The organism is Acidovorax sp. SUPP2539, assembly GCF_030158975.1.
In the GTDB taxonomy this organism is placed as follows: domain Bacteria; phylum Pseudomonadota; class Gammaproteobacteria; order Burkholderiales; family Burkholderiaceae_C; genus Paracidovorax.
This window is the reverse complement of record NZ_BQXJ01000006.1, coordinates 119667-132604: the sequence shown is the minus strand read 5'-3', so window position 1 is coordinate 132604 and position 12938 is coordinate 119667. Positions and strand designations below refer to the sequence as shown.

Here is a 12938-nt window from a genome sequence, read left to right as displayed (position 1 = left end):
AGCCCATGAAACACGAATCCCAACGCCGGCATGTGGTGGACCTTTGCCTCGAACTCTCCCGCCGTGGCTACTTTGCCGGCACTGGCGGAAACATCATGCTGCGCATCGATGCCGACCTCGTGGCCGTCACCCCGTCGGCGATCGACTACCACGCCATGAAGCCCGCGGACGTCTGCGTCCTGCGCCTGACCGACCTGAGGCAGACCGATGGCGAGGGCACGCCGTCCGTGGAGAGCAGCCTTCATGCGGGCGTGCTGCGGGCGCGGCCCGAATCGGGCTGCAGCATCCATACGCACCAGCCGGTGGCCAGCGCGCTGGCGTTGCTGGGCGAGGAAATTGCCGTTCCCCCGCCCTGGCGGGCCACGCTGGGAGCACGCCTTCCCGTGGTGGGCTATGCGCCGTCGGGCAGCGGCTGGCTGGCCTGGAAGTTCAGCCGCAAGGTCCGTGGCGATGTCAACGCCTACCTGATGCACAACCACGGCATCCTGTGCTGTGGCCGCGACAGCGATGCGGCCATGCAGGCCGTGGATGACCTCGAAGCCCTTGCCCGCTCGCTGCTGGATCAGCGCATCCGACATCGCGTCACCTCGGCCTCCCCGGCCATGGAACAGGCCCTGCAGCGCACGCGCGATGCGCTGCACACCCGAGCCACGGCCTGAACGTTTCCTCCCTCGAGCACTTCCCATGAGCAACCTCGCCACCATCCACGCCGCCGCCGGCGCTGCAGCCATGCCGCCCACCGCCATCTCGTCCTGGCCCGACACCCCGTCGCTCTATCAACGGTTTTCCGAACTGGTGGCGCAGCCCATGCGGCCCATCCGGCCGGATGCCATGCCCAACGTCCTGCGCTGGTTCGAAGCCAAATGCGCGGGCTCCAAGCGGCTGGCCGAGCGGGCCAAGGGGGTCATTCCGGGCGGAATCCAGCACAACCTGGCCTTCAACCACCCCTTCGCCCTGGCCATTTCCCATGCCGAAGGGGCCCATCTGACCGACGTCGACGGCAACCGCTACATCGACTTCCTGCAGGCCGGCGGCCCTACGCTGCTGGGCAGCAACCACCCGGCCGTTCGCCAGAAGGTCCATGCGCTCATCGACGCATGCGGCCCCGTCACCGGCCTGCTTCACGAATACGAGGTGAAGCTTGCCGAGCTGGTCTGCAGGCACATGCCCGGGGTGGACATGCTGCGGCTGCTGGGTTCGGGCACCGAAGCGGTGATGGGCGCGGTGCGGCTCGCGCGAACCTACACGAAGAAAAAACGGATCATCAAGATCGGCGGCGCCTACCATGGCTGGAGCGACCAGCTCGTCTACGGCATGCGCCTGCCCAATACCGGGCGCATGGAGGCCACCGGCATTCCACGCGGCGCGACGGGCCACACCCAGGAGTGCCCTCCCAACGACCTGGAGGCGCTGCGCCGCCAATTGCAGCTCAACCGGCTGCGCGGCGGCACGGCGGCCGTGCTGCTCGAACCCCTGGGGCCCGAGAGCGGCACGCGGCCTGTCCACAAGGGCTACAACGCGCAAGTGCGCAAGCTGTGCGACGAGTTCGACACGCTGCTGATTTTCGACGAGGTCGTCACGGGTTTCCGCATCGGCATGGGCGGCGCCCAAGCCTATTTCGGGGTCACGCCGGACATCACCGTGCTTGGCAAATGCCTGACCGGGGGGTATCCGATGGCCGGGGCCATCGGCGGCAAAAGGGACATCATGATGTCGCTGGTCGGCGGCATCGGCACCACCTCGCGCCGCGCCTTCGTCGGTGGCACGCTGACGGCCAACCCCCTGTCCTGCGTGGCCGGCTACTACGCGCTGCAGGAAGCCGAACGCACCAACGCCGCCGTGGTGGCAGGCCAGGCCGGGGACCGCCTGCGCCGCGGCCTCGAGGAGATCATCCGCCGCCGCAACCTGCCCTACGTGACCTACAACATGGGCTCCATCGTACACCTGCAGACTTCGGGCGTCCTGCTGCTGGACACCAGCAGCCTGTGGAAACTGTTCAAGGTGCGGAACGAGGCCAAGCAGCGCAAGCACATGATGGAGGAGATGGGCGCGGCCTACACGGCGCACGGCCTCATCACCCTGGCCGGAAGCCGCGTCTACACGAGCCTCGCCGACACCGACGAAGTGATCGACGACGCACTGAACCGCTTCGACGACGTGTTCGCACTGGTATGACGGCGGCGTACATGGACCGGGCACTGGAACAGCTGTGGCTCCAGCTGCGGGATCGCCTGATGCACAAGCACCTGCTGCAGGGAGCGGCGGCCGCGCTGTCGCTGCGCATTCCCGGCGGCGATGGCATGTGGTTCGGAGCCGCGGGCGATGCAGCGCCGCGGCGCCTCGGCGTAATGGATCTGGCGTCTTCGGGTTCAGGTCCGGGCCTGCACGCGCAGGTCCTTGCGTCGCGCGACGATGTTTGCGCCGTGGCCTCGGGCGGTGGCACGTTCGGGACGGGCCTGGCCGATTTCGGCGGGGCGATGCCGGGGGTGTTCGACGAGCAGGTACGGCACCTGGGCCGCATGGCGCCAGCGTCGTCCCTCGCCGCCGTCGGCAAGGCATTGCGCCTCGGCGGCAACGCGCTGCTGGTGCAAGGACAGCCGCTCGTGCTGGGCATGACCGGTGCACGGCTCGCCCTCAATGCGGAGCTGTTCGAAAAGTGCGCCAAAGCCTATCTGCTCGCTGCGGCCGGTGGCGGCCAGGTGCGGCCCCTGCCGTGGGTGGTGCGGTACGTGGCCAACCGCCGCCTCATGAAGGACGAGCACCGGGCGCGCCTGCGGGTCCGCCAGGGGCTGCTTCCCGAAGAGACCAAGGGCTACTGACGGCCTGGGCCGCACTCCACGGATGCGCGCTTGCGCCCCATGAACGACCGGGCGCCAACCATCGAAGGACCCCACATGGAATACAAGGACAAGGTCGTGCTGATCGTCGGTGCCTCGTCCGGCATCGGCCGCACGCTGGCACTTCGCCTGGCGGGCATGGGCGCCCAGGTGGTGGCCATGGCGCGGCGCGAAGACCGGCTGAGGCATCTGTCCGCCGAGATCGCGGCACGGGGAGGCCGCTGCAGCCTCCAGGTGGCGGATGCCCAGGACCCCGCCGCCGCCCTGCGCGCTGTGCAGGGCGCACTGGCCGAGCACGGCCGCATCGACCTGTTGATGCTCAACGCCGGCGGCGCGCCCGCCATCGACATGCGCAGCATGACCGCCGGCGAAGTGCTCGGGTACATGCGGTCGAACTACGACGTCGCGGTCAACGTGCTGTTTCCGGCGCTGGACGCCATGCGCCGGCAGCGCAGCGGCGTGGTGGTCGCCACCAACTCGCTCGCAGGCCTTCTGGGGGTGCCGTTGCAGGGGCCGTACTGCGCCGCCAAAGGCGCCCTGAAGCTGTTGATCGACACCTGCCGGGTGGAGTTTGCGGAGTTCGGCATCCGTTTCGTCTCCGTTTATCCGGGATTCATTGCGACCGAGGCGACCGCCGACGATGGCATGCCCGCGCCGTTGCAGATGTCGGAAGACCGCGCGGTCGATCACCTTCTTCGGGCCCTCCAGGGGCGCTACATGGACTATGCCTTTCCCCGGCCGATGGCCGCCCTGGTCTGGCTCGCCAATGCGTTGCCCAAACGCCTGGTCGTGCGGATCCTGCGCCGCGATGTGCCCCCGCTCGGCCCAGAGCTTCGGCCATGGTGACCGCATCGGCCGATGCGGATGCCACGGCCATCCGCGCCCTGTTCGATGCGCAGGCGGCCACTGCGCTGGCGCTGCGCGAATCGACCGCACCGCAACGCCGCGACAAGCTGCGCCGGCTCAGCCGCGCCGTGCTGGCGCGCCGGGAGCGCTGGTACGCGGCCTTCCACGCCGACCTGGGAAAGCCGCGGATGGAAGTGGAGCTGACCGAACTGCTGCCGGTGCTCGACGAGGCCAGCCATGCCATCGGCCATCTCCAGCGATGGATGCGCCTGCGCCGCATCGGCGCCACGCTGACCACGCTTGGGACCAGCGCACGCGTGCAGTACCAGCCACGCGGCCGCTGCCTGATCATCGGTCCGTGGAACTACCCGCTCAATACCATGCTGGGGCCCCTCGTGTCGTCGGTGGCAGCGGGAAATACCGCGATCCTCAAGCCGTCCGAATTCACGCCCCACGTCAACGCCCTCGTCGAGGAAGTGATCGCGGAAGTCTTCGGGCCGCAGGAGGTGGCCCTCGTGCATGGTGCCGTGAAAACCTCGGAGCGCTTGCTCGCACTGCCGTTCGACCACATCTTCTTCACCGGCTCGCCGGAGGTCGGCAAGAAGGTGATGGCCGCCGCCGCCCTCCATCTGACCTCCGTGACGCTCGAACTGGGCGGAAAGTCCCCGGCCATCGTCGATGCGAGTGCCGACGTCGAAGCGGCGGTGCGCATGCTGGCCTGGGGAAAGCTCACGAACGCCGGGCAGACCTGCGTCGCGCCCGACCATGTGTACGTCCACCAAAGTGTCGAAGCGCGTTTCATCGCGTGCTGGCGCCGCGTCGTGGCCGAACGGTATGGCCAGAATGCGCCCGACGTCGCCACCAGCGCGCACCTGGGCCGCATGGTCACCGAGCGCCACGCCGAGCGCATGGCCGCGCTGATCGAGGATGCCGTCGCCAAGGGGGCCACGCGGCTGGACGGTGGCGAACACGACACCCCCATGCGTTACGTCGCACCCACGCTGCTGGGGCGCATTCCCGGCGATGCACGCATCGCGTCCGAAGAAATTTTCGGCCCCGTGCTGCCGCTGCACGTCTTCGACTCCGTGGACGAGGTCGTCGCGCGCATCAACGCCGCCTTCAAACCCCTCGCCCTGTACCTCTTCGCGCGGGACCGGGCACTCGTGGCGAAGCTGCAGCAGCAGACCAGTTCCGGCAGCCTCGGTGTGAACCTGTGCGTTCAGCAGTACGCGCACAGCCAGTTGCCGTTCGGCGGCGTCAACCACTCGGGGGTGGGCAACGCCCACGGCTTTTACGGCTTTCGCGCGTTCTCGCATGAACGGGCCTGCCTCTACAACGGCCCGCTCAATGGGCTGCGCCTGTTCTTCCCGCCGTACTCGCCGATGAAGCTCGGATGGGCGCAAAAGCTCGTGAAACTGATCGCCAGAACCTGAACCACCGCGGGCGCAGCAAAGCCAGCAAGGCCATAACCCCTGCGTGCCGCGCGGCACCGGCACGGCGGGTCGATTCCGTCCCAGGGCCCTGATGAAACCCCTGCTGAAAACCCTGTTGTGCCTGCCCCGGCACGCAGCAACAATCAGAAACGAACGATCGTTCTTTTTTTTGGAGTTGCCATGATGTTTCTGCAGCGGTGGCTGGTCGCCACCCTCGCCGGCCTTCTCGTGACCATGGGGGCCGCCTCGGCCCAGGTCGTGACCGTCGCCGATGTGAAGTACGGCACCGCGTTGCAACTGCAAGGCAGCCCGCTGCTGCTCAATGGCGCGGGCATCCGCTACAAGGCCGTGTTCAAGGTGTACACGGCGGGCCTGTACCTGGAGCGCAAGGCGGGCACGCCGCAGGAAGTGGCCGCCCTGCGCGGCCCCAAGCGGCTGTCGATCACCATGCTGCGCGACATCGAATCGGCCGAACTGGGCAAGCTGTTTTCGCGCGGCATGGAAGACAACATGGACAAGGCCTCGTTCTCCCGCCTGGTGCCCGGCGTGCTGCGCATGAGCGAGATCTTTTCCCAGCACAAGAAGCTCTCGGCCGGCGACACCTTCACCGTGGACTGGCTGCCCGGCACGGGCACCGTGATCAGCGTCAAGGGCGTGGCGCAGGGCGAGCCGTTCCGCGAGCCCGAATTCTTCGATGCCCTGATGGGCATCTGGCTGGGCGAGCGGCCGGCGGACTGGAAGCTCAAGGACGCGCTGCTGGGCAAGGAGGGTGGCTGACCCGGTTGTCCGCGGCCCTCCGGCTGGCGGCGCACGGGCATCCGGCCCCTGCTTTTCCTGCCCCGCAAACAAATGCTATTATTTTTATAGCTACATGCCCTAGTACATATTGCGCCAGAGCATGATTCGACCGCTTTGAAGAAAACCGCGATGCCAGCACGCCACCTGAATTCCAGGATTTTTTTCACCCGCCTGTAACCCGCGGCGCATTCCGCCCGAACTACTGAACGAGGCCCGATCGCCGGGCCCTCTTTCAGGAGCATTCATGGCGGCATCCGCGAAACCACAGCCCATCCACCCCTTGTGGATACGCGTCAGCCACTGGCTGAACGCCCTGGCGGTGCTGATCCTCATCGCCAGCGGCTGGCGCATCTACAACGCGGCGCCGTTCTTCCCTTTCACGCTGCCCAACGCGCTGACCCTCGGCGGCTGGCTCGGAGGTGCACTGCAGTGGCATTTCGCCGCCATGTGGCTGCTGGCGGCCAACGGCCTGTTCTATCTGGCGATGAACCTCGCCAGCGGCCGGCTGGCCCGCAGGTTCTTTCCGGTCTGGCCGCGCGCCGTGCTGCGCGACGCCATGGACGCCCTGCGCGGAAAGCTCGCCCACACGGATGCGCGCCAGTACAACAGCGTGCAGCGGCTGGCCTATCTGTTCGTGATGCTGGACCTTCTGGTCCTGGTGCTGTCCGGGCTCGTGCTGTTCAAGTCCGTGCAGTTCCCCGTTTTGCGGGAATGGATGGGGGGTTACGAGTTCTCGCGCCGCATCCATTTCGTGGCCATGGGGCTGCTGGTCGGCTTCATTTCCCTGCACGGTGTGATGGTGGCCCTGGTGCCGCGCACGCTGCTCACCATGCTGAGCGCCGGCCGCCAAGGGAGTGCGGCATGAACCTCTTCAGACGCCGGAGCTTGTCCAACGCCGATGCAGACGGGGCCGTGGCCGACGCGCGCAAACTCCTGGAGCGCCGCATGGCGCCCGCCGCACGCCGCCATTTCCTGCGCGGCAGCCTGACGCTGGGCGGACTGTCCCTGCTGGCCGGCTGCAGCATCAGCGACAACGAGGATGTGCAAGCCATTCTCCAGCGCATCTCGCGCTGGAACGACCGGGCCCAGGGATGGCTGTTCGACCCCGGCCGATTGGCGCCCACCTATCCCGAATCCATGATCGTCCGGCCGTTTCCCTTCAATGCGTACTACGGCGAAGACGAAGTCCGGATCGTGAAAGAGGAAGGCTACCGCCTCGAAGTGGCCGGCCTGGTGGCCGAAAAACGCCCCTGGACCCTTGCGGCACTGCGCGCTCTCGCGCAGCAGGAGCAGGTCACCCGCCACATCTGCGTGGAGGGCTGGAGCGCGATCGGAAAGTGGGGCGGCGTGCCTTTCGGCGATTTTCTGCGGCGCATCGGCGCCGACCTGAGCGCGAAGTACATCGGCTTCGCATGTGCCGACGACTATCGCACCAGCATCGACATGGCGACCGCGCTGCATCCGCAGACGCTGCTCGCGCTGACCTGCGACGGCGAGCCATTGCCACCGAAATACGGCTTTCCGCTGAAGCTGCGCATACCGACCAAGCTGGGCTACAAGAACCCGAAACACGTCATGGCGATGTACGTGACCAACACCTATCCAGGCGGCTACTGGGAAGACCAGGGCTACAACGGGTTCGGCGGCAGCTGAGCGATCGGGCTCGGCGCCGCAGACGGCGCAGCCGTGCCCGATTCCCGGGTGCGGCGCAATTTTTCTCTTCCCTCTACAAAAGGACTTTCGACATGAACAAGCTCACGACCGCACTGCTCGCCGCCTGCCTGACCGCGGCTTCCGTCTCCGCCATGGCGGCGGACGACATGATGAAAAAGGACCCCATGGCCAAGGACTCGATGGCGAAGGACGCCACGCCGAAAGACGCCATGAAACACGACGGCATGAAGAAGGATGCGATGAAGAAAGACGGCATGAAGCACGACCCTATGGCCAAGGATTCCATGGGAAAGGACGCGATGAAGAAAGATGAGATGAAGAAGGACGAGATGAAGAAATAAGCCACGGCATGCCTGCAGGCAGTGGGTCCATGCATGCCGTCAGCGCAGGCGGTGTTCGAAGCCATCGCGCGATGCGCGCGAGTGGCGCCGATGCCGTGTACCCTGATGCGGCCATGGCACCCCGACCGCCTCGAGAGATTGCGCACCTCCAGACCGAACAGCGCCTGCGAAGCCTGATGCTCGCCGGGCTGGAGGGCGATGCGGCGGCGTACCGGCAATTCCTGCAGCAGATGGCAACCCGCCTGCGGTCCTTCTACCGCCGGCGGCTGTCCGGTTGGCCCGACGATGTGGAGGACCTTGTGCAAGACACCCTGCTGGCCCTGCACAACCAGCGCCACACCTACCAGCGCACCCAGCCGCTCACGGCCTGGGTGCACGCCATCGCGCGCTACAAGACCATCGATCTGCTGCGCGCGCGCCAGGCGCGCGAAGCGCTGCACGACCCCCTGGACGACGATGAAACCGGCCTCTTCGATCACACCGAGGACACGGCCGCCGAAGCCCGGCGCGATCTCGGGCGACTGCTCGCCACACTGCCCGACCGCCAGCGCCTGCCCATTGAGCAGGTCAAGCTGCACGGCCGGTCGGTTTCCGACGTGGCCCTGGAAACCGGCATGACGGAATCCGCCGTGAAAATCGGCATCCACCGGGGCCTGAAGGCGCTGGCGAGCCGCATCGCGTCTTCGTCCCCACCCACGGCGAAGCCAAAGGCCTCCCCATGAAAACCGACGATCTGATCCATCTATTGGCCGCCGACACGGTGCCGGTCCCTCGCCATGCCGCAGCGAAGCGCCTGGCGCTCGGCCTTCTCCTGGCCGTGCCGGTTTCGGGCTTGCTGATGCGGTATGGGCTCGGGCTCAATCCAGCGCTCGGCCAATACGCCACCCTGCCCATGTTCTGGGTGAAATTCGGCGCTCCGCTGCTGATGGCCCTGGCCGCGTTGCTGCTGGTCGCCCGGCTCGGTAAACCGGGTTCTGTCACCCGCGTCGCATGGCTGGGCTGGGCCGCCCCGATCGGCCTGGTGTGGGCCCTGGGGCTGATGGCGGTGTGGCAGGCCCCCGCGGCACAACTGCCGGAGCTGGTGCTCAGCCGCACCTGGCGTGTGTGCGCGGAAAACATCGCCATGCTGTCGCTGCCGGTGTTCCTGGCCGCGATCTGGGTGTTGCGGGGCATGGCGCCCGTCCGCCCCGCATGGGCAGGCGCAGGGGCCGGCGCCCTGGGCGGCGCGGTCGGTGCCACGGTCTATGCGCTGCACTGCCCGGAGCTGGCCGCACCGTTCATTGCCATCTGGTACGTTCTGGGCATGTCGCTGCCGGTGGCCGCTGGTGCCGTGCTGGGGCCTCGGCTGCTGCGCTGGTAGCGGGCCATCGCCCCGCTGCTGCGGCGCGTCAGGGGCCGGGCAGCAGCGCCTCCAGCGAATCGACATAGCCGTCGGCATCCACCTCGCGCACGGGTTGCCCGTGGTTGTAGCCATAGGTCACCAGCACCACGGGGCAGCCGGCGGCGCGGGCCGCCCGGGCATCGTTGCTGGAGTCGCCGATCATCAGCGTGCGCGCGGGCACGGTGCCCAGCGCCTCGCAGGTCCTGAACAACGGCATCGGGTCGGGCTTCATGCGCTCGAAGGCATCGCCGCCGAACACCTTCTCGAAGAAGCCATCCAGCCCCTTGGCCTCCAGCAGCGCAACGGCGAACGCCGTGGGCTTGTTGGTCAGGCAGGCCAGGCGCACGCCTTGCCGCCGCAGCGCCTGCAGTCCGGTGACCACCCCGGGGTACAGCGCGGCGAACTGGCCGTTGACGGCGGCGTAATGGCGCTGGTAGCTTTCCCAGGCCTGGGGATAGATTGCTTCTGTTTTGATAGCAATATGCCCTAGTGAATCATGCGCCAGAACGTGATTGAGCACCGAATGAATCAGGTGCTGCGAGCCCTTGCCCACCATGCGTTCGATGTCGGGCGCCGCGATGCCGGGCAGCCCCAGCTCGCGCAGCATGCGGTTGATTGCCTCGGAAAAATCGCCGAGCGTGTCCACCATGGTGCCGTCCAGGTCCACGATCGCGGCATCGGCTTGTGCAGGGGGCAGCGGAATCCAGTCTGAAAAGGGGGCAGATTGCATCGTCATGGCCATGAAAACAGGCGTGCAGTGAATGAAGGCGGGGTGGCGCCGTGGCGGTCCTGGTGCGGGGCGGACGTCTTCAACCCTGTGGAAAGCTCACCGCCTGCGTCCCACGCCGCTTCGGCCGCACGACCACCGTGCCCGCCAGCTTATCGTGCCAGCCCTGCTTGCGGCCGTCGAACGCCACCCACAGCAGGCCCAGGCCCAGCGGAATCGCGGAGGCGAAATACGCCACGTAGCGGCCCACCGACTGCCCGGGGGTCATCGGCTTGCCGGTGGCGGCATCCACCACGCGGGCGCCGATGGCCATCTTGCCCGGCGTGGCCTGCCGGCTCAGCCAGAACAGCACCACCGCCACGGCCGGCAGCACCCAGGAGATGACGAAATCCGCAGGCCCCAAGACCAAGCGTTCGGATTCGAAATACGCCCAGCCATAGAACGCCACCAGCAGCGGCACCGTCACGACGATCAGCAGCACGGTGTCGATCAGCGTCGCGCCCACGCGCGCCCAGAAGCCGACATATTCGAGATCGGGAAAACCGCTGGGGTCGTTCATGGCATCGTTTCCTTCTGGAGTAGGTGTTTGCGGCCTCAGGGGTCGAGGCACCCTGGATTCTGGCAGCGATCTCCGGACGTGGGGGGTTCAAACGCCAGTCGGCCCGGCCGCCCGGCGCCGCACCGGCGCTTTCGCCCCCGTCAGTTCCGCCCAGACGGGGGCGTGGTCGCTGGCGTTGGCCTTGCCGCGCTCGTCCCGGTCCACGCCGGCATCCGCCACGCGGAGCATGCGGCTCACCAGGATGTGATCGATGCGCAGTCCCGCATCGCGCTCCCAGCGCCGGCGCCGGTAGTCCCAGAAGGTGAACGGCACGTCCTTCGGGTGCACCGTGGCGATGGCATCCGTCCACCCCTGGGCCAACAGGTCGGCATAGGCCTGCCGGGGCGCCGGCTGCAAAAGGGCATTGTCCGCCCACGTGTCGGGCCGGTAGATGTCCGCATCCGTCGGCACGACGTTCCAGTCGCCCATCAGCACCACGGGATGGCCAGACGCCCAGAGCGCCTGGGCGCGGCGGTTCAGCCGCTCAAACCAACGCAGCTTGGCATCGAATCGGGGGCCGGGCTGCGGGTTGCCGTTGGGCAGGTACAGGCAGGCATAGAGCACGCCGTGGATGGCCGCTTCGAGGTAGCGGGCTTCCTTGTCGGCGGGATCGCCCGGCAGCGCGGTCAACACGGGCAGGGGATCGTGCCCGCGGCCGAGCAGCGCCACGCCATTCCAGGTTCGCTGGCCGACGGCCATGCCGCGGTAGCCCGCCGCGCGCAGCGCCTCATGCGGGAACTGCGCCGTGGGACATTTGAGTTCCTGCAGCGCGACCACATCGGGCCGCGTGCGCTGCAGCCAATCGACCAGCCGGTCGATCCGCTTGTTGACGTTGTTGATGTTCCACGTGGCGACGCGCATGGCATCACCGGTCTGAACACGCGGGCGAGCAATCGCTCACGCCGCTTTTCTTTCCGGTGCGCTCTTCCTGGCGGCGGCGCTTTTGGCACCGGCCTTCCTGGCAGGCGCCTTGGCCGCCTTGCCGGCCGTTTTGCCCGCGCCTTTGCGCACAGACGCGGAGCCACCCTTGAGGCTGCGCTTGAGCAGGGCCGTGAGGTCGATCACTTCGCCGGTCTGCGGCGCTTCTTCCTCCGGGTCCATCACCGTGTGGCCTTCGCCCGCCTTCGCCTTCTTGTCCACGAGCCTCATCACCTGGATGCGGAACTCGTCCTTGAAGTCGGCGGGGTCCCATTTTCCGGACATCTCCTCGACCAGCTGCTTGGCCATCTTGAGTTCCGCGGCGCTCACACTCTTTTTGCCGGCGGCCGGCAGTTCGAGCGAGTCGAGCGTCTTGACCTCGTCGCCCCAGCGCAGCAGGTTCAGCACCAGCGCCGGCCCCGAAGGCACCAGCGCGGCCAGGTGCTGCTTCGTCGAGATGACGACCTTCGCGAGACCGACCTTGCCCGTCGCGATGAGGGTTTCGCGCAGCAGCGCATAGACCTTGTCGCTCTTGTTGACCGGCGCCACGTAGTAAGGCCGCTCCAGGAAGATGAACGGCATGTCGTTCGCGTCGATGAAGCGCTCGATCTCGATGGTCTGCGTGGTCTTGGGGAACACCGCCTCGATCTCTTCCGGGCTGATGATGACGTACTTGCCGTCTTCGTACTGCACCCCTTTGACGATGTTGTCCTTGTCGATTTCCTTGCCGGTCTTCTTGTTGATGCGCTTGTAGCCCACCGGGTCCATGGACCGCTTGTCCAGCCAGTCGAAGTCCACGCCCTGCTCCGTCGCCGCCGTGTGCAGCCCGACAGGGATGTGGACCAGGCCGAAGGTGATGGCGCCCTTCCAGAGCGTGCGACTGCCAGTTGCCATGTGACTTTTCTCCGAAGGGGAAACCCCGTGCATCCCAGTCTGCGTCGATCGGTCTGCCACCCTTGTAGGCGGCCGCTTGCCGCATCGGTAGGCATTGCCTGCCAATCGGGGGGCTGCACGGCCTTGGGCCATTCCCCGCGATCCCCTATGCTGGAGTGATGCCGACTGCCCTTCGCCCCATCGCCATCCATGTGCAAGAGCCTGCCCCCGGGGACTTCCGCTGGGTGCTGATGGAGCGCGAAGGCGGCGGTGCCTGGGCGGAGATGGAACGGTCCGCGTCGGCCGCAGGCACCTACCAACAGGCCCTGGCCGATGGGCTTCGGGTCTTGCAAGCCATGATCGAAGACCTGGACATCGGCCCTCGCCTCGCCGTGAAGCGGGCCGCGAAAGCGGTGGCACCATCGCACGATGCGCCCCAGACGGAGCGCCCGCCAGCCGATCCCCCGGCCCCCTCCAAACCCTCGCTGTTCGGATTCGGCCCCGCCCGCTGA

Annotated in this window: 16 protein-coding genes; 12 read left to right on the top strand and 4 right to left on the bottom strand. The window is 67.2% G+C overall.

Annotated elements, in window-relative coordinates; translation table 11 throughout:
• The first annotated feature begins 5 nt into the window (after nt 1-5).
• The 11 genes from AVTE2539_RS20425 to AVTE2539_RS20375 all read left to right on the top strand — a co-directional run bounded on the left by AVTE2539_RS20425 (nt 6) and on the right by AVTE2539_RS20375 (nt 9289).
• Nucleotides 6-659 carry a class II aldolase/adducin family protein gene (locus AVTE2539_RS20425; RefSeq protein ID WP_284413441.1) on the top strand — a complete coding sequence of 218 codons (654 nt, stop codon included), beginning with the start codon at nt 6-8 and terminating at the stop codon, nt 657-659.
• A gap of 25 nt (nt 660-684) precedes the next feature.
• Nucleotides 685-2175 carry an aspartate aminotransferase family protein gene (locus AVTE2539_RS20420; RefSeq protein ID WP_284413440.1) on the top strand — a complete coding sequence of 497 codons (1491 nt, stop codon included), beginning with the start codon at nt 685-687 and terminating at the stop codon, nt 2173-2175.
• A gap of 11 nt (nt 2176-2186) precedes the next feature.
• Entirely contained in the window at nt 2187-2819 is a 633-nt protein-coding gene (locus AVTE2539_RS20415; RefSeq protein ID WP_284413438.1) for a class II aldolase/adducin head domain-containing protein, read from the top strand.
• A 39-nt stretch (nt 2820-2858) separates the two neighbouring features.
• The gene (locus AVTE2539_RS20410) at nt 2859-3683 is read left to right on the top strand and encodes an SDR family NAD(P)-dependent oxidoreductase (protein WP_284413435.1); all 825 of its coding nucleotides are present in this window, start codon (nt 2859-2861) and stop codon (nt 3681-3683) included.
• Complete coding sequence (locus AVTE2539_RS20405) at nt 3677-5116, top strand: aldehyde dehydrogenase family protein (protein ID WP_284413433.1); 1440 nt, start codon at nt 3677-3679, stop codon at nt 5114-5116. The genes AVTE2539_RS20410 and AVTE2539_RS20405 overlap by 7 nt, the downstream gene beginning before the upstream one ends.
• A gap of 180 nt (nt 5117-5296) precedes the next feature.
• Nucleotides 5297-5893, top strand: a complete 597-nt coding sequence (locus tag AVTE2539_RS20400; protein WP_502868956.1) for a chalcone isomerase family protein — start codon at nt 5297-5299, stop codon at nt 5891-5893.
• Nucleotides 5894-6158: 265 nt separating this feature from the next.
• On the top strand, nt 6159-6779 hold the full coding sequence (locus AVTE2539_RS20395; RefSeq protein WP_284413427.1) for a cytochrome b/b6 domain-containing protein: 621 nt from the start codon (nt 6159-6161) through the stop codon (nt 6777-6779).
• Nucleotides 6776-7567 (top strand): molybdopterin-dependent oxidoreductase, encoded by a 792-nt coding sequence (locus AVTE2539_RS20390; RefSeq protein ID WP_284413421.1) that lies wholly within the window; start codon nt 6776-6778, stop codon nt 7565-7567. Before AVTE2539_RS20395 ends, AVTE2539_RS20390 begins: the two co-directional genes overlap by 4 nt.
• A gap of 92 nt (nt 7568-7659) precedes the next feature.
• The gene (locus AVTE2539_RS20385) at nt 7660-7929 is read left to right on the top strand and encodes a pentapeptide MXKDX repeat protein (RefSeq protein ID WP_284413419.1); all 270 of its coding nucleotides are present in this window, start codon (nt 7660-7662) and stop codon (nt 7927-7929) included.
• A gap of 113 nt (nt 7930-8042) precedes the next feature.
• Complete coding sequence (locus tag AVTE2539_RS20380) at nt 8043-8651, top strand: sigma-70 family RNA polymerase sigma factor (RefSeq protein WP_284413664.1); 609 nt, start codon at nt 8043-8045, stop codon at nt 8649-8651.
• On the top strand, nt 8648-9289 hold the full coding sequence (locus AVTE2539_RS20375) for an NrsF family protein (RefSeq protein WP_284413416.1): 642 nt from the start codon (nt 8648-8650) through the stop codon (nt 9287-9289). The genes AVTE2539_RS20380 and AVTE2539_RS20375 overlap by 4 nt, the downstream gene beginning before the upstream one ends.
• A 28-nt stretch (nt 9290-9317) precedes the next feature.
• Here the strand turns inward: AVTE2539_RS20375 and gph are convergent, their stop codons facing one another.
• The 4 genes from gph to ku all read right to left on the bottom strand — a co-directional run bounded on the left by gph (nt 9318) and on the right by ku (nt 12447).
• A complete protein-coding gene (gene gph / locus AVTE2539_RS20370; protein ID WP_502868955.1) occupies nt 9318-10040 on the bottom strand; it encodes a phosphoglycolate phosphatase in 723 nt (240 codons plus the stop codon).
• Nucleotides 10041-10119: 79 nt separating this feature from the next.
• Nucleotides 10120-10596 carry an RDD family protein gene (locus tag AVTE2539_RS20365; RefSeq protein ID WP_284413412.1) on the bottom strand — a complete coding sequence of 159 codons (477 nt, stop codon included), beginning with the start codon at nt 10594-10596 and terminating at the stop codon, nt 10120-10122.
• An 87-nt stretch (nt 10597-10683) separates the two neighbouring features.
• Nucleotides 10684-11496 carry an exodeoxyribonuclease III gene (locus AVTE2539_RS20360; protein WP_284413410.1) on the bottom strand — a complete coding sequence of 271 codons (813 nt, stop codon included), beginning with the start codon at nt 11494-11496 and terminating at the stop codon, nt 10684-10686.
• Between the two features lie 36 nt (nt 11497-11532).
• Entirely contained in the window at nt 11533-12447 is a 915-nt protein-coding gene (gene ku, locus AVTE2539_RS20355; RefSeq protein WP_284413408.1) for a non-homologous end joining protein Ku, read from the bottom strand.
• Nucleotides 12448-12605: 158 nt separating this feature from the next.
• On the opposite strand from ku, the gene AVTE2539_RS20350 reads away from it, so the two are divergent.
• The gene (locus AVTE2539_RS20350; RefSeq protein WP_284413406.1) at nt 12606-12938 is read left to right on the top strand and encodes a hypothetical protein; all 333 of its coding nucleotides are present in this window, start codon (nt 12606-12608) and stop codon (nt 12936-12938) included.